This is a genomic window from Streptomyces sp. NBC_01016, assembly GCF_026341035.1.
Classification (GTDB): domain Bacteria; phylum Actinomycetota; class Actinomycetes; order Streptomycetales; family Streptomycetaceae; genus Streptomyces.
In genome coordinates, this window is record NZ_JAPEOQ010000001.1 from 3581769 (window position 1) to 3602794 (window position 21026).

The following is a 21026-nucleotide window of genomic DNA, read 5'->3' on the forward strand; positions in this document are numbered from 1 at the left end:
AAATGGAGCGGACCCTGAAGCGCGTGGTCCGCCGTCAGTGTTGGGGCGGAGCGATCGCGTCGTCCCGGCCGGCGAATCGGTACGCGTGGTCGCTCGCCCAGGACTGGAAGGAAGCCGGTGGAGTGTCTCAACCACGGGGCCCTTTCGTGTCGGACCCAGCTTCAGGACAGCTCCCCGTCCGGTCGTCCCCGGTCATGCGGACGGTGCCGGGGCGGCTCTCGGTGCGGACAGCCGGCGGATCCCGGGCGCCCCTATAGGGCCGAGATAGGCCGCGAGGAGAGCCTCCGATCGGAGCGTCGCGCCGTCATGCGGTGTGCGCGCCTTGAGGTCCGCATCGGTACACCGTTCTGGGAGCGTGAGTCGGTTGGCACTTTCCGAGGTTCAAGACGAGGTCCGCCTGCCGGTCACCGCCGCCCAGCTCGGCGTGTGGGTGGCTCAGCGGCTGGTACCGGAGAGCCCCCTGTACCAGTGCGCCGTCCATTTCGACTCCGCTCCGCTCGACATCGAGGTGCTGCGCCGGTCCGTCGCCCTGGCCGTGGCCGAGACCGAGGCGCTGCGCGCCCGGTTCGGTGACGACGGCGAGGTCTTCCAGGCCGTCGCCGCCGCGGTCGACGCCCCGGTGGACGTCGTCGACCTCCGGGCCGCCGCCGACCCGGAGGCCGCCGCCCGCGCCTGGATGGACCGGGACCTGGCCACCGTCCCCGACCTGGAGGCGGGGCCGCTGTCCCGGCACGCGCTGCTGGTCCTCTCCGACCAGCGGCACTTCTTCTACCTGCGGTACCACCACATCGTCCTCGACGGCTTCGGCCAGACCCGCTACCTGGACCGCCTGGCCAGGATCTACACGGCGCTGCTCGCCGGACAGCAGCCCGAGCCGGCCCGCCCGCGCGGGCTCGACGTGCTCGTGGCCGAGGAGAGCGCCTATCAGGACTCGACGCACCACGTGAGCGACCGTGCCCTCGTGCTGGAGCGGCTGGCCGGTGCCGAGGAGCGCCAGAGCCTCTCCGAGGGCGCGGCCGGCGCCGCGCCGCGCGCCCTTCGGCTGCGCACCGACCTGTCGCCCGAGCTGACCGGCGCGCTCACCGCCGTCGGCCACTGGCCGACCGTCATCGCCGCGGCCACCGCCGTGTACCACCACCGGATGCTCTCCGTCGACGACGTGGTCCTCGGGATCCCGGTGGCCGCGCGCCGCACCCCGGCCGCGCTCGCCACCCCGTCGATGCTCGCCAACGACCTGCCGCTGCGGCTCACCGTCGGACCCGACGCCACCTTCACCGAGCTGGTCCACGCCGTCCGCTCCGAACTGGGCGTCCTGCTGCGGGCCCAACGCCTGCGCCGCGAGGAACTGCACCAGGCCCGCGAGCTCACCGGCACGGACGCCGCCCTGTTCGGCACCGCCGTCAACGCCATGTCCTTCGACGCCCGGGTCCGCTTCGGCGAGACGCTCCTCACCCCGCGCCAGCTGTCCAACGGCCCGGTCGCCGACCTGGCGATGGCCACGTACGGCGATCCCGCGGGCGGCGAGGTCGTGCTCGAACTCGCGGCCAACCCCGAGCTGTACACCGAGGACGAACTCCGCGCCCACCAGGAGCGGTTCCTGCGGCTGCTGGCCTCGCTCGCCGCCTCGCCCGGCGCCCCCGTCGGCCGCGCCGAGCTCCTCGACGAGGCGGCCGCCGAGCTCCTGCTGCGCGCCCACAACGACACCGCGGGCGACGTGCCGGGTGCCCTGGTCGAGCTCTTCGAGCAGCGGGCCGCCGCGACGCCCGACGCGGTGGCCCTGCGCGCCGACGAGACGCTCACGTACGCGGAGCTCGACGCCCGCGCCAACCGGCTCGCCCATCTGCTCGCCGACCGTGGCACGGGCCCCGAGCGGCTGGTCGGGGTGGCGCTGCCGCGCACCGCCGGCCTGATCGTGACGCTGCTCGCCGTCCTGAAGACCGGCGGCGCCTACCTGCCCATCGACCCCGAACACCCCGCCGACCGGCGCGCGATGATCCTTGAGGACGCCGCTCCCGGGCTGCTGGTCACCACCTCCGGCACCGAGGTCCCCGACGGGGTGCCCGCGTTGCTCCTGGACACGGTCGACCTCACCGCCGGGGACGCGAGCCCGCTCGGCCGTCCGCAGGACCCGCGGTCCACCGCGTACGTCATCTACACCTCCGGCTCCACCGGACGCCCCAAGGGCGTGGCCCTGGAGCGGTTCGCGATGGACAACTTCCTTCAGGCGATGGCCCTCGCGGTGCCCGTCGGCCCCGAGGACCGGCTGCTCGCGGTGACCACCGTGAGCTTCGACATCGCCGTCCTGGAGATCTTCCAGCCGCTCCTCGCCGGAGCCGGAGTGGTGCTCGCGAGCCGTGCCGAGGTGCTCGACCCGGACGCCCTGCGGGCGATCGTCGAGCGCGAGGGCATCACGGTCGTGCAGGCCACGCCCAGCCTGTGGCAGCCGCTGATCGAGACCCGGCCTGAAGTCTTCGCAGGAGTCCGGGTGTTGACCGGTGGTGAGGCGCTTCCGCAGTCGCTCGCCGGTCCGCTGGCCGAGCACGCGGCGAACGTCACCAACATGTACGGCCCCACCGAGACCACTGTCTGGTCGATGACCGCCCCCGTCGCGGCCGACAGCGGCCCGGTGTCGCTCGGCGCGCCCATCCTCAACACCCAGGTGTACGTGCTCGACACGGCCCTGAGACCGGTGCCCGCGGGGTACAGCGGTGAGCTGTACATCGCCGGTGACGGCGTGGCCCGCGGCTACCGCGGCCGGCCCGGCCTGACTGCCGAGCGCTTCGTCGCCAACCCCTACGGCCCCGGGCGCATCTACCGCACCGGTGATCTGGTGCGGCGCGAGCACGACGGCTCCTTCACCTTCCTGTCCCGCCTCGACCACCAGGTCAAGGTGCGCGGTTTCCGCATCGAACTCGGCGACATCGAGGCCGCGTTGCTCGCGCACGCGCCGGTCGAGCGGGCCGCCGTGCTGATGCGCGAGGACCGCCCCGGCGACAAGCGCCTCGTGGCCTACGTCGTCTCGCCCGAGGGCGACTCCCCGGCCCTGCGCACCCACCTCGCCGAGACGCTGCCCGAATACATGGTGCCGAGCGCTGTCGTGGTCCTCGATGCGCTGCCGCTGACCCCCAACGGCAAGTTGGACCGCCGGGCCCTGCCCGCCCCCGTACGCGTCGCCCTGTCGGACGGCCGCGCCCCGCGCACCGAGCTCGAAGAGCGCCTGTGCACCCTGTACGCCACCGTGCTCGGCGTGGACTCCGTCACCATCGACGACGACTTCTTCACCATCGGCGGGACCTCCCTGTCCGCCACCCGCGTCGTCACCCGTGCCGCCTTCGAAGGCCTCACCGTGGCCATCCGCGACCTGTTCCGGGCCCGTACCGTCGCCCGCCTCGCGCCGACGTGCACGGTGGGCGGGCCGGTCGACGCGGCGCCCGCGCAGAAGCTGCCCGCCCCGCTGCCGCAGGCCGAACTGGCCGCGCTGTTCGACGACTCCGAGGTGGAGGAGGTGCTGCCGCTGACGCCGCTGCAGGACGGCCTGGTCGTGCACAGCCTCACCGCCGACGAGGACCGTGACGTGTACAGCGTGCACATCACCCTCGACCTGACCGGCGAGGTGGACGCCGAGCGGTTGCGCGCGGCGCTCGACACCGTCGTCTCCCGCCACCCCGTGCTGCGTTCCTCGATCGCCCACGAGGGTGTCAGCCGTCCCGTGCTCGTGGTGCGCGGACGGACCGCCGTGCCGTGGCGCGTCCACGACCTGCGCGGCCGTGCGGCCGCGCTCGACGCGGTCCTGCGCGCCGAGGCTGCCGAGCCCTTCGACCTCGCCCGCCCGCCGCTGCTGCGCGCTGCCCTGCTCCGCCTGGACGAGGGCTGGCGGCTCGTGGTGACCTGCCACCACCTGGTCCTCGACGGCTGGTCCGTGCCGATCCTGCTCGGAGAGACGCTGCGGGCGTACGCGGGCGGGGACCTGGGCCCCGAACCCCGCCCCTACCGCGACCACCTGGGCTGGCTCGCCGCGCAGGACCACGAGCGCTCCGCCGCCGTGTGGGGCGCGGCGCTCGCCGGTGCCCGCCCGACCCTCGTGGGCGCGCCGCACGGACCCGCGCAGGAGGCCGTACGACTGGAAAGCGCGCTCGACGCCGCGACCACCGCGCGCCTGACGCTGGCCGCCCGCGAACTTGGCGTCACCGTCAACTCCCTCGTCCAGGCCGCCTGGTCCGTCGCCCTGCGTGAGCTGACCGGGCAGGACGACGTGGTGTTCGGCATCACCGTGGCAGGCCGCCCCGCCGAGGTGCCGGGCGTGGCCGAGATGGCCGGCCTGTTCGTCAACACCGTGCCGCTGCGCGCCCGTCCGGGCTCCGGCCGCACTCTGGCCGAGCTGGCCCGCACCGTCCAGGACGACCAGGCCGACCTGCTCGCGCACCAGTACCTGCCGCTCGTCGACGTGCAGCGCGCGGCCGGAGTCTCCGCGCTCTTCGACACCGTCGTCGCCTTCCAGAACTACCCGGTGGACCGGGCGGCGCTCGACGCCCTGGCCCGCGCGGGCGGACTGGTGGCCCAGAACGCCGACGTCGCGGACGTCAACCACTACCCGCTCACCCTGACCGCCGTACCGGGCGAGCGGTTCACGGCCCGGCTCGTGTGCCGGCCGCACCTGTTCGGCCCGGCGGCGGCCCACCAGCTCCTCGACCGGTTCACCGGCGTCCTCGCGACGCTCGCAGGCGCCCCCGGCACGCTCGTCGGCGACCTGGTCCCGGACCGGGGGCCCGCTGCCGCCGAGGACGTGCGCGACCTGGCCGAACTGCGCGGCTTCCGCTTCGAGACGGCAGAGGTCGAGGCCGCCCTCGCGGCGCACGCGGACGTGGTGCGCGCCGCTGTCGTGGTCCGTGAGGACACCCCCGGCGAGCGCCGTCTCGTCGGCTACGTGGTCCCCCGCCGCGGCGCCACGGTCGACGTCTCGGCCCTGCGCGACGCGGTGGCCGCAGAACTGCCGGACTACATGGTCCCGTCGGTGCTCGTCACCCTCGACACGCTGCCGCCCGCGCCCGGCGGCGGCGTCGACCGGCGCGTGCTGCCCGTTCCGGTGATCACCGGCGCGGCGTCGCGCGCTCCTCGCACCCCCGCGCAGGAGCTGCTGTGCGAGCTGTACGCGGAGGTGCTCGGGCTCGACACCGTCGGCATCGACGAGGACTTCTTCGCGCTCGGCGGCGACAGCATCCTCGGTTTCCGGCTGCTGAGCCGCGCCCGCGCCCGCGGCGTCTCGTTCGGCTTCCGCGACATGTTCGAGCTGCGTACGGTGGCCGCGCTCGCCGAGGTCTGCTCGGCGTACGAACCCGCCGCCGCGCCCGGCCGGATCACCCTGCCGGTGTCCGCCGACGAGGCCGCGCGCCTGGCCGCCGAACCCGGCGTCGAGTCCGTGCTGCCGCTCTCGCCCAACCAGCAGGGCCTGCTCTTCCACCACGCCTTCGACGACACCGACGCCGACCCGTACACCCTGCAGATCGTCCTCGACTTCGCCGCGCCCCTGGACGCGGCTCGGCTGGGCACCGCCCTCGACCGGGTGCTGCTGCGCCACGAGGCCCTGCGGGTCTCTTTCCGCACCGCGTCGGACCAGCAGTCGGTGCAGCTCGTGCACGAGGCGCCGGGCGTGCCGGTGCGCGAGGCGTACGCCGCCGACGACGCGGAGTTCGCCGCGCTGCTCGACGACGACCGCGCCACCCGCTTCGACCTCACCCGTCCGCCGCTGGTGCGGGCGGCCGCGGTCCGCCGCGCCGACGGTACCGGCGCCCTCGTCCTGACGATGCACCACATCGTGGTGGACGGCTGGTCACTGCCGATCGTCGCGCGCGACCTCTTCGCCGCGTACTCGGACCCGGGCGCCGTAGTGGAGACGGAGACGGCCGGCCGGGCCCGCTACCGCGACCATCTCGCCTGGCTCGACGGCACCGACCGCGAGGCCTCCCTCCAGGTGTGGCGGTCGGCGCTCGCCGAGGTGACCGAGCCCTCGCGGGTCGCCACCGGGCAGGGCGACCGGGTGCTCGAGCCGGTACGGCAGGAGCACGTGCTGACCGAGCGGGACACGGCCGCACTGGCCGCCGTGGCCCGCCGTCACGGCGTCACCGTGAACACTCTGGTGCAGGCTGCCTGGGCGATCGTCCTGCGCGGTCTGACCGGCCGAGACGAGACGCTGTTCGGCGTCACCGTGGCCGGCCGCCCCGCCGAACTCCCGGGCGCGGGCGATCTGGTGGGTCTGTTCATCAACACCGTTCCGCTGTCCGTGCGCCTCGAGGCGGGCGAGCGGCTCGGCGATCTCGCCGTACGGCTCGGCCGGGAGCAGTCCGCGCTGCTCGACCACCACCACGTGGCGCTCGGCGACATCCAGCGCGCGATGGGCATGGGCGAACTCTTCGACACCCTGCTGAGCTTCGAGAACTACCCGCTGGACCCGGCCGGGATCACGGCCTGCGCCAAGGACGCGGGCCTCGACCTGTCGGACGCCCGCGTGCGCGACGGCAGCCACTTCGCCATCAGCGTCGTCGTCGAACCCGGCGAGCGGATGCGGCTGCGAGTGCGCCACCAGCCGCAATTGGTGGACGAGGTCACCGCGCAGGCCGCCGGCGCCGAACTCCTCGCGACTCTCCGGGCCTTCGTGTCTGCCCCCGAGCTGCCACTGGGCCGGCTCGCCAGGCAAGACACGACCGAGCTCGTGGATCCGGCCCCCGCGCCGTCCACGGACGCGACGCTGCCCGCGCTGTTCGCCGCCCAGGCCGCCCGTACCCCGGACGCGCCCGCTGTCCTCGCCGGCGGCGAGAGCCTCACCTACCGGCAGCTCGACCGGCGCTCCAACGCCCTGGCCGCCGAACTCGTCGCGCACGGCGCCGGACCCGGCCGCCTGGTCGCGGTGCTGCTGCCCCGCTCGGTGGACCTGATGGTCGCGCTGCTCGGCGTGCTCAAGTCCGGTGCCGCCTACGTACCCGTCGACCCGGCCTACCCGGCCGAACGCATCGCTGTGATCCTGGAGGACAGCGCCCCGGCGCTCGCCGTCACCACCGACCCCGCCCTCGCGCCCGCGGACCTCGCCACCGTGCGGCCCACCACCGCCGAGGCGGACGCGATCGGCCGTACGCCCCGGCCCGAGGACGCCGCGTACGTCATCTTCACCTCCGGCTCCACCGGCCGCCCCAAGGGCGTGGTCGTCGAACACCGTGCGCTGGGCGCCTACACGGCGCGCGCGGCCACGGCCTACCCGGACGCGGCGGGGACCGCCCTCGCGCACACCTCGGTCTCCTTCGACCTCACCGTCACCTGCCTCTACCCCCCGCTGGTCGCGGGCGGCCAGGTGCACCTGGCCGAACTGCCGGACGCGATCGGCGCCGCACGGCCCACCTTCCTCAAGGGCACGCCCAGCCATCTGCGGCTGCTCGACACCCTGCCCGACGAGGTGTCGCCGACCGGGACGCTGGTGCTCGGCGGCGAGGCGCTGCGCGGCGAGATGCTGACCGCCTGGCGGGCGGCGCACCCCGACGCGACCGTCATCAACGCCTACGGTCCGACCGAGGCGACGGTCAACGTCATGGAGTTCCGGATCGAGCCGGGCGAGCCGCTCGCCGACGGCCCGGTGCCGATCGGCCGCGCGTTCCCGTACGCCCGTGTGCATCTGCTCGACAGCGGCCTGCGGCCCGTACGGCCGGGCGCACGCGGTGAGTTGTACCTCGCGGGCGAGGGCCTGGCCCGCGGCTACCTGGGCCTGCCCGGCCAGACCTCGCACCGCTTCGTGGCCGACCCGTTCGGTCCGGCGGGCAGCCGGATGTACCGCACGGGCGACTTGGCACGGCGGCGTCCCGACGGCATGATCGAGTACCTCGGCCGGGTCGACGACCAGGTCAAGGTGCGCGGCTTCCGCATCGAACTGGGTGAGGTCGAGGCGACCGCCGAGGCCGTGCCCGGCGTCAGCCGGGCTGCCGCCGCCGTCCGCGGCACCACCGCCGAACCGCGTCTGGTCGGCTACCTGGTGGCGCCCGGGGGCGTGGACACCGCCGAGGTCGAGGCGCGGATGCGGGCGGCACTGCCCGAATACATGGTGCCCGCCGCGTTCGTCGTCCTGGACGAGCTGCCGCTGACCCCGAACGGCAAGGTGGACCGGGCGGCACTGCCCGAGCCCGCCACCACCGCGGGCACCGCGGGCCGCACGGCCTCCGGGGCGCTGGAGGAGCGGCTGCTTGGCCTGTTCGGGCAGGTGCTCGGTCGTGAGGACGTGGGTGTGGATGACGACTTCTTCGCGCTGGGTGGCGACAGCATCATGTCGATCCAGTTGGTGGGGCGTGCGCGTGCGGCGGGTGTGAGGTTCTCGGCGCGGCATGTCTTCGAGCACCGCACCCCGGCTGGTCTCGCGGTTGCACTCGGTGGTGGGGACCGGTCGTTGGAGCGGCAGCTTGTCGGGCTGTTCGGGCAGGTGCTCGGTCGTGAGGACGTGGGTGTGGATGACGACTTCTTCGCGCTGGGTGGCGACAGCATCATGTCGATCCAGTTGGTGGGGCGTGCGCGTGCGGCGGGTGTGAGGTTCTCGGCGCGGCATGTCTTCGAGCACCGCACCCCGGCTGGTCTCGCGGTTGCACTCGGTGAGCAGGGGCCGGAGGCGTCCGGCGCCGACGTCGTGGCGGGCCCGCGGAGCGCGCCGTTGCTGCCGCTCATGCGCCGCCTCGTCACCCGTGGGCGGTTCGACCAGTACCACCAGTCCGTCACCCTGACCCTGCCCCCGACCACCCGCGAGCACCTGGCCGCCGCGCTCGGCGCGCTCGTCGAGCGGCACGAGACGCTGCGGATGCGCGTCGGGGACGGCGAGGGGTTCACCGTCGCACCGGTGGACGGCGGCGCCGCGTTCGCGGACGCGCTCCTCACCCGTGTCGACGCCCCGTCCGACGCGAGCGACGAGGAGCTCACCGCCCTCGCCGCCGCGCACACCGCCGCCGCCCGCGACGCCCTCGACCCGGCTGCCGGCCGGATGCTGCGGGCCGTCTGGATCGACCGCGGCGCGGGCCGCCCCGGCCGGCTGCTGCTCGTCGTGCACCACCTGGCGGTGGACGGCGTGTCCTGGCGGATCCTTGTGCCCGACCTCGCCGAGGCCTGGACGGCGGTCACCGATGGCGGCGGGCCCGAGCTCGCACCGGTGGGCACCTCGTTCGCCGAGTGGGCCGCCACGTTCACCGCGCTGCCCGCCGACGACGCCGCGCACTGGCGCGAACTCCTCGCCACGGACGACCCGTTGATCGGTGACCGGCCCCTCGACCCGGCCCGCGACCTGCGCGGCGACGCCGGACGGCTGACCGTGCGGGTGCCCGCGGACGTGACCGGCGCGCTGCTCGGCACGCTCCCTGCGGCCTTCCACGCCGGGCCGGACGACGTCCTGCTCACCGCGCTCGCCGCCGCCGTACCCCTGTGGCGCGGCGACCGCGCAGGACTCCTCGTCGACGTGGAGAGCCACGGCCGCCACGAGGACCTGGTCCCCGGCGCCGAACTCTCCCGTACCGTCGGCTGGTTCACCGTCGCCCACCCCGTACGCCTGGACACAGGAGCCGCCGACCCGCGTGCCGTCCTCGCGGGCACCGACGCCGCCGGTGACGCCCTGCGCCTGGTCAAGGAGCAGCTGCGCGCCACCCCGCGGCAGGGAATCGGCCACGGCCTCGCCCGCCACTGCGACCCGGCCACCGCACCGGAGTTCGCGAAGCTGCCCGAGGCGCAGTTCGGCTTCAACTACCTGGGCCGAGTCAGCCTCGCCGGGGCCCTCGCGCCCGGCTGGGAGTTGGCCGCGCTCGGCGCCGACGACGCACCCGACGTGCCGCTCTCGCACACCGTCGAGGTCAACGTCGCCACACACGAAGGCCCCGACGGCCCCGAACTCGTCGCCACCTGGACCTGGGCCCGCGCCCTCGTCACCGACGCCGACGCGGCCCGCCTCGCCGATCTGTGGGACGGCGCGCTGCGCGCCCTCGTCGCGCACGGCGGGCAGCCGGGCGCCGGCGGTCGTACCCCGTCCGACCTGCTCGTGGCGCTGACCCAGCAGGAGATACGTGAGCTGGAGACCGACCCGGACGTGGCGGAGCTGCTGCCGCTCGCCCCGCTCCAGGAAGGCCTGCTCTTCCACCACCAGTACGGCGACGGCGTCGACGACCCGTACATCTCCCAGCTCCGCGTCGAACTGACCGGCGCACTCGACCTCGTCCGGCTGCGCGCCGCCGCCGCCGAGGTGCAGCGCCGCCACCCCGCGCTGCGGGCCGCGTTCCGCCGCACCTCGCAGGGCACGCCCGTGCAGGTCGTCCTGCGCGAGCCCGAACCGGACTTCACCGAGATCCGGCTGACCGACGCCACGGAGCTGGACGCGGTCTGCGCGGACGACCGCGGGCGCGGCTTCGACATCACCGCCGCGCCCCTGATCCGCTGGACCGTGGCCTCCCTGGGAGACCGCCACACACTCGTCGCCACCGCCCATCACAGCGTCCGCGACGGCTGGTCCATGCCGATCGTGATGCGCGAACTGATGGCCCACTACCTGGGCGACGCCCTGCCGCAAGCACGCCCGCACCGCGAGCACCTGGCCTGGCTGGCCCGCCAGGACCGTACGACCGCCGAGGCCGCCTGGAGCGAGGCGCTCGCCGGACTCGACGGCGGCACCTTGCTGTCCACCGGACCGGCCCCGGCCTGCCAGGAGCCCGGCCGGCTCGACCTCACCGTCGACGGACTCGACGTGCAGGGCGCGGCCCGCCGCCTCGGCGTCACCGTCAACACCCTCGTCCAGAGCGCCTGGCTGCTGCTCGTGGCCCGGCTCACCGGCCGCGACGACGTCGTCACCGGCACCACCGTCAGCGGCCGGCCCGCCGACCTGCCCGGAGCGGCCGACATGGTCGGCCTGTTCGTCAACACCCTGCCGCTGCGCGCGACCCTGCGAGCCGACGAGCCGGTCGGCGCCTTCGCCCGCCGTCTCCAGCTGGAGCAGGCGCGGCTCGTCGAGCACCACCACCTCGGCCTGGTGGACATTCAGCGCCTGGCCGGACACGGCGAACTCTTCGACACCTCAATGGTGTTCGAGAACTATCCGCTGGACGTCGACGCCCTGACCGCCGTGGCCCGCCGCGCCGGTCTGGAGGCCGGCGAGGTCGCGCACCACGCCGTCACCCACTACGCACTCGCCATGGAGGCGAGCCCGAGCGGCGACGGGCTACGGCTGCGCCTGCACCACCGGACCGATGTGCTCGGTGCCGAACAGATGGCGTGGACAGCCGAGTTGCTGACCAGGCTGCTGCGCACCGTCGTCACCGAGCCCGGCACCCCGGTCGGCCGGATCCCCGGACACGCTCCCGACGCCCTGCTCGCGCTCGGCCACGGCCCCAAGGACGCCGGGGACCCGCGCACCTGGCCCGAGCTCTTCCTCGACCAGGTCCGCCGTACGCCCGACGCGCCGGCGCTCGTCTCGGGCACGCGGACCCTCACGTTCAGCGAACTCGCCGACCGGGCGGGCGCGTTGGCGCGCCTGCTCGCCGAAGCCGGAATCGAAGCCGAGCAGCGGGTGGGGATCGTGCTGCCGCGCTCCGTCGACCTCGTGGTCGCCCTGCACGGGGTCGCCCTCGCGGGCGGCGCGTTCGTGCCCGTCGACCCCGCCCACCCGGCCGAGCGCATCGCGCAGACCCTCACCGACGCGGCGCCCGTCCTGGTCCTCACCACGACCGGCACCGCCCTGCCCGAGACCGGTGTGCGCCGCCTCGACGTGGACGCGCTGGACCTCACCGGCGACACCCTCGCCCGGCCGGTGCGAGCCGAGCAGGCCGCGTACGTCATCTACACCTCGGGCTCCACCGGCCGACCCAAGGGCGTCGTCGTCACCCACGCCGGCATCCCCGGCCTGGCGCGCGCCCAGAAGGCCGTCTTCGACGTCGACGAGTCCGCCCGCGTCCTGCAGTTCGCCTCGCCGAGCTTCGACGCGTCCGTCTCCGAGGTGGCCGTCACCCTGCTCGCGGGCGCCTGCCTGGTCGTCGCCCCGCGCGAGGAACTGCTGCCCGGCGCCCCGCTGGTGCGCACCTTCGCCGAGCACGGCGTCACGCACGTGACGCTGCCGCCGGCCGCGCTGCGCGAACTGCGGCCCGAGGACCTGCCGACCCTGCGTTCCCTCGCCGTCGCCGGCGAGCAGTGCCCGCCGCAGCTCGCCGAGCTCTGGTCGGCGGGCCGCCGCATGATCAACGCGTACGGGCCGACCGAGACCACCGTGTGCGCCACCATGAGCGCCCCGCTGTCCGGCTTCGGCGTCCCGCCCATCGGAACCGCCCTGCAGGGGCTCGCGGTCCGCGTCCTCGACGCGCACCTGCAGCCCGTCCCGGTGGGCGTGGTGGGAGAGTTGTACGTGTCCGGCGCGGGACTCGCCCGCGGCTACCTGGACCGCCCGGGCCAGTCCGCCGAACGCTTCGTCGCCGACCCGTTCGGCGCCCCGGGTGCCCGGATGTACCGCACCGGCGACCAGGTCGCCTGGCGCGAGGACGGACAGCTGGTCTACGTGGGCCGTGCCGACCGCCAGATCAAGCTGCGCGGCTTCCGCATCGAACCGGGCGAGATCGAGGCGGCCGTCACCCGGGCCCCCGAGGTCGCCGCGAGCGCCGTCGTGGTCCGCGAGGACCGGCCCGGCGACCGTCGCGTGGTCGCCTACGCGGTGCCCGCGCCCGGCGCCACCGTCGTACCGGAAGCGCTTCGCACCCGGCTGCGCGAGGAGCTGCCCGACCACATGGTCCCGGCCGCCGTCGTCGTCCTCGACCGGATCCCGGTCACCGTCAACGGCAAGCTCGACCAGGCCGCGCTGCCCGCCCCGAGCTACGCCGCCGCACCGGGCGCCGCCTTCCACGACCCCGTCGAGGAGCTGCTCGCCGAGGTGTTCGCCGAGGTGCTCGGAGTGGACCGGGTCGGTGTGGACGACTCCTTCTTCGACCTGGGCGGCCACTCGCTGCTCGCCATGCGCCTGGTCGCCCGCGTGAGCGCCGTGCTCGGCACGGAGCTGGCGGTGCGGGCGGTGTTCGAGACACCCACCGTCCGCGAGCTCGCCCGGATCGCCGCGGGCGGCCCGCGCGCCGCGACCGTGGCCCCCGGTCAACTCCCGCGCCCCGAACGGCTTCCGCTGTCGTACGCCCAGCAACGCCAGTGGTTCCTCGACCGGTTCGACGGGACGAACTCCGCCTACCACATCCCGATGGCACTGCGCCTGACCGGTGCACTCGACGAGGCGGCGCTCGCCGCGGCGCTCGACGGACTACTGGCCCGGCACGAGAGCCTGCGCACGCTCATCGCCGAGGACGACGAGGGCCCGTACCAGCGGGTCGTGAACACCACGCTCTGGTTCGAGCGGACCCCGGTCACCGAGGACCGGCTGGCCGACGCCCTGCGCGAGGCCGTCGCCCGGCCCTTCGACCTGACGGCCGCGGTGCCGCTGCGGGTCCACCTGTTCGAGGTCGGTCCGCACGAGCACGTCCTGCTCGTCGTGGTCCACCACATCGCCGGGGACGGCGCCTCGGTGCCGGTGCTCGCCCGCGACCTCGTCGCCGGCTACCGCGCCCACCTGGAAGGAACCGCCCCCGAACCGGCGGGCTCCGCACCGCAGTACGCGGACTACGCCTTGTGGCAGCGCTCGGCGCTCGGCGCCGAGGACGACCCGGACTCCGTGCTCGGCCGTCAGCTCGACCACTGGAAGGCCGCGCTGGGCGGACTGCCCGAGGAACTGGCGCTCCCGGCCGACCGGCCGCGCCCCGCGGTCGGACCGCACCGCGCGGGCCGCCATCGTCTGGAGATCCCGGCCGCGCTGCACGCCGAACTGACCCGTATCTCCAAGGATTTGAAGGCCACCCCGTTCATGGTGGTGCAGGCCGCCGTCGCGGCGCTGCTGTCGCGGCTCGGCGCGGGCACCGACATCCCGCTCGGCTCGCCGGTCGCCGGACGCTCCCACGAGTCCCTGGCCGACGTGGTGGGTCTGTTCGCCAACACGCTGGTGCTGCGCACCGACGTGTCGGGCGACCCGAGCTTCGCCGAACTCGTGGGCCGGGTACGGGAGACCGACCTCGCGGCCTTCGCGCACCAGGACGTGCCCTTCGAGCGGCTCGTCGAGGCCCTGCGCCCGGAGCGCTCGGCCGCCCGCCACCCGCTGTTCCAGGTGGTCGTCGAATGGGGTGACGACGAGACCCGCGCCCTGAACTCCCTGGCGGACCTGCCCTCGCTCGATGTCGAACCACTCCACCTGACCGTGGACGCGGCCAAGTTCGACCTGGTCTGGCACCTGCGTCCGCGGCGCACCCCCGGGGACGCCCCCGCGGGCATCGCGGTGGACCTGGAGTACAGCGCCGACATGTTCGACGCCGCCACGGTCGCGGGCCTGGGCGAGCGTCTGGTCCGGCTGCTCGGTGCCGCACTCGCCGAGCCCGCCCGCCCGGTCACCGACCTGGACGTGCTCGCCGCCGATGAGCGAGAACTGCTGCTCACCGACTGGGCGCACACGCCCGCCGAGCCGACCGCGCCCCTCGGCGCGCACGACACGATCGTGCGCCGCTTCGAGGCCGCGGCCGCCGCCCACCCGGGGGCCGTCGCCGTCACCGGCGAGGACGAGCAGGGCCGGTCGAGCTCCCTGACCTACGCGCAGCTCAACGCACGCGTCAACCGGCTCGCCGCACTCCTTCGCGAACGCGGCGCCGCCCCCGAGCAGTTCGTCGCCCTGGCCCTGCCCCGCGTCACCGACCTGGTGACAGCCGTGCTCGCGGTCCTCAAGTCCGGCGCCGGCTACCTGCCGGTCGACCCGGCCTACCCGGCCGAGCGCGTGGCCCTGCTCCTCGGGGACAGCCGCCCCGTGGTCACCGTCGGCACCCGCGCCACTGTCGCCGCACTCGGCGGCGACGACACCTGGCTCGCCCTCGACGACGAAGCCGTCGTCGCCGACCTCGCCGCGCGGGACACGGCCGACCCGGCGCCGGCCGCCGGCGCCGACCACGCCGCGTACGTCATCTACACCTCGGGCTCCACCGGCACCCCCAAGGGCGTGGTGGTCACCCACCGCAACGTCCTGCGGCTCTTCGACGCCACCGGCCACTGGTTCGGCTTCGGCGCCGACGACGTCTGGACCCTCTTCCACTCCTACGCCTTCGACTTCTCGGTGTGGGAGCTGTGGGGCCCGCTGCTCTTCGGCGGCCGGCTCGTCGTGGTGCCGCACGAGGTCAGCCGCGAACCCGCGGCGTTCCTCGGGCTGCTGGAACGCGAACGGGTCACGGTCCTCAACCAGACCCCGTCCGCGTTCCACGAGTTGATCCGCGCCGACGGGGCCGCGGGCGGCGCCGATCTCGCGCTGCGCTACGTCGTCTTCGGCGGCGAGGCCCTCGACCCGGGCCGACTGCTCCCCTGGTACGAGCGGCATGCCGACGACAGTCCGGTCCTGGTCAACATGTACGGCATCACCGAGACCACCGTGCACGTCACCCACCGCGCGCTCACCGCGCAGGAGGTGCGCGACGGAGTGGTCGGCGCCCTCGGCGCCGGCATCCCGGACCTCGGGGTGCACGTCCTCGACGAGCGGCTCCTGCCCGTCCCGGCCGGTGTCGTGGGGGAGATGTACGTCTCCGGCGCGGGCGTCGCCCGCGGCTACGTGAATCGCCCCGGCCTGACCTCGGGCCGCTTCGTCGCCGACCCGTTCGGCGCGCCCGGCACCCGGATGTACCGCTCCGGCGACCTGGCCCGCCGCCGCCACGACGGCTCGCTCGAATACCTGGGCCGCGCCGACGCACAGGTGAAGGTGCGCGGCTTCCGCATCGAACTCGGCGAGATCGAGGCCGTGCTGCTCGCGCAGGACCTGGTGACCCAGGCGGCCGTCGTGGTCCGCGAGGACACCCCCGGCGACCAGCGCCTGATCGCGTACGTGGTCACCGACGGCCGTGCGGGCCCGTCCGCGGCGCCGGCTCTGCGCGAGGCGGCCGCCGAGGCGCTGCCCGTCCACATGGTGCCCTCGGCCGTGGTGGTGCTCGACCGGCTGCCGCTGACCGTCAACGGCAAGCTCGACCGCAAGGCCCTGCCCGCCCCGCAGGCCCCCGCCCGCACGGCGAGCCGCGCCCCCGCGAGCCCGGCCGAGGAACTCCTCGTGGACGCCTTCGCCGAGGCGCTCGGCGTCGACCGGGTCGGTGTGGACGACTCCTTCTTCGACCTGGGCGGCCACTCGCTGCTCGCGATGCGTCTGGTCACCCGGGTACGGGCGGCGCTGGGCGTCGACCTCGGCGTGCGCGACCTGTTCGAGTCGCCGACCCCGGCGGCCCTCGCCCGCCGTGCCGCGGACGCCGGGGGCACGCACCGGCCCGCGCTGACCGCGCGTCCGCGCACCGGGCGCATCCCGCTCTCGTACGCCCAGCAGCGCCTGTGGGTGCTCGAACGGCTCGGTGGCCACGACGGCGCGTACAACATCCCGATCGCACTCCGGCTGACCGGCGCCGTGGACACGGACCGGCTGCGCGAGGCGCTCGGCGACGTGGTGGCCCGGCACGAGAGCCTGCGCACCCTGGTCGACGACCGGGGTGGCGAAGGTGCCGAGGCCTGGCTGCGGGTGCTGCCCGAGGCCCGGGTCGACCTGCCGGTCGTGCCGGTGAGCCCGCAGGACCTGGACGAGCGGATCGAGGCGGGCGCCACGACCGGCTTCGACCTCACGACCGAAGTCCCCCTGCGTGCACGCCTGTTCGCGGTCGGTCCCGACGAGCACGTCCTGCTCGTCGTCGTCCACCACATCGCGGGCGACGGCACCTCCATGCCGGTCCTCGCCAAGGACCTGGCCGCCGCCTACGCGGCCCGCCTCGACGGGACGGCACCCGCATGGGAGCCGCTGCCGGTGCAGTACGCCGACTATGCGAGCTGGCAGCGCGAGCTTCTCGACGAGGAGGGCGCAGGCAGCGAGGCGGAGCGTCAACTCGCCCACTGGGTAAGCGCATTGAGCGGCCTTCCCGAGGAGCTCGCGCTCCCGGCCGACCGGCCGCGCCCGGCCGTCGGGCCGCACCGTGCGGGCCGGCTCACCTTCGAGGTGCCCGAGGAGCTGTACCGGCGGGTGGGCCGCGCGGCCCGTGACCTGAAGGCCACGCCGTTCATGGTGGTGCAGGCCGCCCTCGCCGCGCTGCTCTCGCGGCTCGGCGCCGGTAGCGACATCCCGCTCGGCTCCCCGGTGGTCTCGCGCTCCGACGAAGCCCTGGCCGATGTGGTCGGCTTCTTCGTCAACACCCTGGTCCTGCGTACCGATGTGTCGGGCGACCCCACCTTCGCCGCTCTCGTGGACCGGGTCCGGGAAGCCGATCTGGCCGCCTTCGCCCACCAGGACGTGCCGTTCGAGCGCCTTGTCGAGGCCCTGCGCCCGGAGCGCTCGGCCGCCCGCCACCCGCTGTTCCAGGTGGCGCTCAGCCTGGACAGCGCCGGCGGCTCGGCACTCGCCGAGGCGGGCCGGATGCCCGGACTCACCGTCGAGCCGCGCCCGGTGGCGCCGTCCGTCGCCAAGTTCGACCTCACCTTCACCCTCACCGAGCGGCTCGGCGCCGACGGCACCCCGGTCGACTGGGCCGGCGGTGTCGAGTACAGCGCCGACATGTTCGACGCGGACACCGTGGAGCGGCTCGCCCGCCGACTGGTGCGGATCCTGGACGTGTTGACCGGCCGGCCCGAAGTCTCGGTGTCGGCGCACGACGTCCTGGTGGACGGCGAGCGCGAGCGGATCCTCGGCAGCTGGCTGGAGAACACCGCACCGGTGGCCCCGGCGAGCCTGCCCGAGGCCATCGCGCGCCACGCGGCCGAGCGCCCGGACGCACCTGCCGTCACCTTCGAGGGCACCACGCTCTCGTACGCCGAACTGGACGCGCGCGCCAACCGGTTCGCGAACGCCCTGCTCGCCCGCGGCGTCACCCCCGAGGCGCGGATCGGCGTCCTGATGGAGCGCTCCGACGCGCTGGCCGTCACCCTGCTCGGCATCGTCAAGGCGGGCTGCGCCTACGTGCCGCTCGCCCCGGCCAACCCGGACGAGCGCCTGGTCCGGCTGCTCGACCAGGTACAGGCGCCCCTGCTCGTCGTGGACGGGACGTGCCGCGAGCGGGCCGAAGGCCTGGACATCCAGGCCGAGTTGATGGACGCGGGGGCCGATGTCGCGCACCTGCCCGCGACCGCGCCCGCCACCTCGGCGGACCCGCAGAGCCTCGCGTACCTGATGTTCACTTCCGGCTCCAGTGGCCTGCCCAAGGGCGTCGCGATCTGCCACGGCGACATCGTCCAACTCGCCGCCGACCGCGTCTGGGACGGCGTCACCGACCGAGTGCCGCTGCACTCGCCGCACGCCTGGGACGCCTCCATCCTGGAGTTCTGGGTGCCGCTGCTGCGCGGCGGCGAGGTCCTGATCGTCCCGCCGGGCGACCTCGACGTGACCGATCTGAAGGCGCTGATCGCGGACTCCGGGATCACCTCGCTGTTCCTGACCGCCGGTCTGTTCCGGGTCCTCGGCCAGGAGGTCCCGGAGGCGTTCGCGGCGATCCGCCAGGTCGCCACCGGCGGAGACGTCGTGTCCGGAACGGCTGTACGTCGGATCCTGGAGCACGCCCCCGGGCTGCGGGTCGTCAACGCCTACGGGCCGACCGAGGTCACCGTGATGGCGCTGTCCCACCGCGTCGACCCCGAGGCGCTCGACCCGCGCTCGCACAGCGTGCCCATCGGCCGCTCCCTCGACGCCATGCGCCACTACGTCCTCGACGACGCGCTGCGGCCCGTGCCGCCGGGCGTCACCGGCGAGCTGTACGCGGCGGGCTCGGGACTGGCCCGCTGCTACTGGAACCGCCCGGACCTCACCTCCGACCGGTTCGTCGCCGACCCGTACGGCCCGCCCGGCACCCGGATGTACCGCACCGGCGACCTGGCGCGCTGGACGGCCGACGGGCTGGTCGAGTTCGCCGGACGCGCCGACGAGCAGGTCAAGCTGCGCGGCTTCCGCATCGAACTCGGCGAGATCGAGTCCGCGCTGGCCGCCGGGGCGGGCGTCAGCGCCTGCGCGGTGGTCGTCCGCGAGGACCGGCCGGGCGACAAGCGCCTGGTCGCCTACACGGTGGCCGGACCCGGCTACGACCGGGCGGAACTCGGCGCCCACCTGGGCCGCACCCTGCCCGACTACATGGTGCCTGCGGCGATCGTCGAACTGACCGAGCTGCCGCTCACCTCGATCGGCAAGCTGGACCGCAAGGCGCTGCCCGCGCCCGAGTTCGGCAGCGCCGGCGGGCGGGCCGCCGAGAACTCCGAGGAGGAGGTCCTGGTACGGCTGTTCGCGCAGGTCCTCGGGCTGCCCGAGGAGACCGTCGACGCCGACAGCGCCTTCTTCGACCTCGGCGGCGACTCCATCATGGCCATCCAACTGGTCAGCGCGGCCCGCCGTGCGGGCCTGACGATCACGGGCGCCGACGTCTTCACGCACCGCACCGTCGCCGAACTGGCACGGGCCGCCGCGGCGGCGCAGGCACCCGAGGACAGCGAGCCGGACGAGCCCGTCGGTGAGCTGCCCGCCTGGCCGATGCTGCACTGGCTGGCCCAGCGGCAGGTTCCGGTGGACCGGTTCAACCAGACCACCGTGCTGCACGCACCCGCCGAGCTCGACCTGGACCGGCTGCACGCCCTGATCGGCGCGTTGCTCGCCCGGCACGACAGCCTGCGGCTCAAGGTGGCGGTCGACGACCCGGCAGACGCGTCCACCTGGCACGTCGAGGTCCCCGCGCCAAACGCCGTCCGGGCCGAGGACCGGGTGCTGCGGGTGGACGCGGCCGCTCTCTCGGAGGCCGAACTCGCCGAGGCCGTAAGGGAACACGGCGCGGCGGCCGTCGGCCGGCTCGATCCGGCCGTCGGGGCCATGGTGGAGACCGTCTGGTTCGACCGCGGCCCGCGGCCCGGACTGCTCCTGGTCGCCGTCAACCACCTGGCGATCGACGGGGTGTCCTGGCGCATCCTGCTCCCCGACCTGTTCAGCGCCTGGGGTGACGTCCTGGCCGGACGCGAGCCGGTGCTCGACTCCGGCGGCACCTCACTGCGCCGCTGGTCGCAGCGGAACGCCGAAAGCGCTCTGGCGCCCCGCACTCTGGCCGAACTCGACCACTGGACCGGCACGTTGCGCCGCGGCACCCCGCTGGGCGCCCGCCCGCTGGACCCGGCGGTGGACGTGCTCGCGAGCGCTCGGCGACTGCGGCGCACCCTGCCGGCGGAGGTCACCGGGCATCTGCTCACCACCGCACCGGCCGTGGTCGGGGCGGGTGTGGACGACGTCCTGCTCGCCGGTCTGGCCCTGGCCGAGGCCCGCAGGAGGCGCGATCCGCACATGTCCGTGCTGATCGATGTGGAGAGCCACGGCCGCGAGCGCGACGGGACCTCGGACCTGTCCCGCACCACGGGCTGGTTCACCGCCCTGTACCCGGTGCTCCTGGACACGGCGGGCGTCGACCTCGACGAGGCGTTCGCGGGCGGCCACGCCGCCGGAACCGTGCTCAAGCACGTCAAGGAGCAGCTGCGCGCGGTGCCTTCGGAAGGCCTCGGCTACGGCCTCCTGCGCCACCTGAACCCGGAGACCGCCGCCGCCTTCGAGGGGCTGCGCACCGCCGGGATCGGCTTCAACTACCTGGGCCGGTTCGTGGCGGGCGAGACCGGCGACTGGTCGGTGGCCGCGGACGCGCCGCGTCCCGACGCAGAGGACCCGGCGACCCCGCTGGCCCACGCCGTCGAGATCAACGCGTACGTCGAGGAGAGCGCGGACGGGCCGCGCCTCGGGGCGAGTTGGACGTACGCCCCCGGTGTCCTCGCCGAGGACGAGGTCGCCGCGCTCGCGGACGGCTGGTTCGAGGCGTTGACCGCCCTCACGGAGCATGCTCAGCGGCCGGACGCCGGCGGGCTGACCCCGACCGACGTGGGGCTTATAGAGATCACACAGAGCGAGATTGAAGAGTTCGAGGACGAACTGGCCTCGGACTGGGAGATATGAA

General features: G+C 74.6%; 1 protein-coding gene. It reads left to right on the forward strand.

Going from position 1 to position 21026, the window contains the following annotated elements:
* The first annotated feature begins 313 nt into the window (after nt 1-313).
* On the forward strand, nt 314-21025 hold the full coding sequence (locus tag OG746_RS16415) for a non-ribosomal peptide synthase/polyketide synthase (protein ID WP_266715348.1): 20712 nt from the start codon (nt 314-316) through the stop codon (nt 21023-21025).
* The last annotated feature ends 1 nt before the right edge of the window (nt 21026 follow it).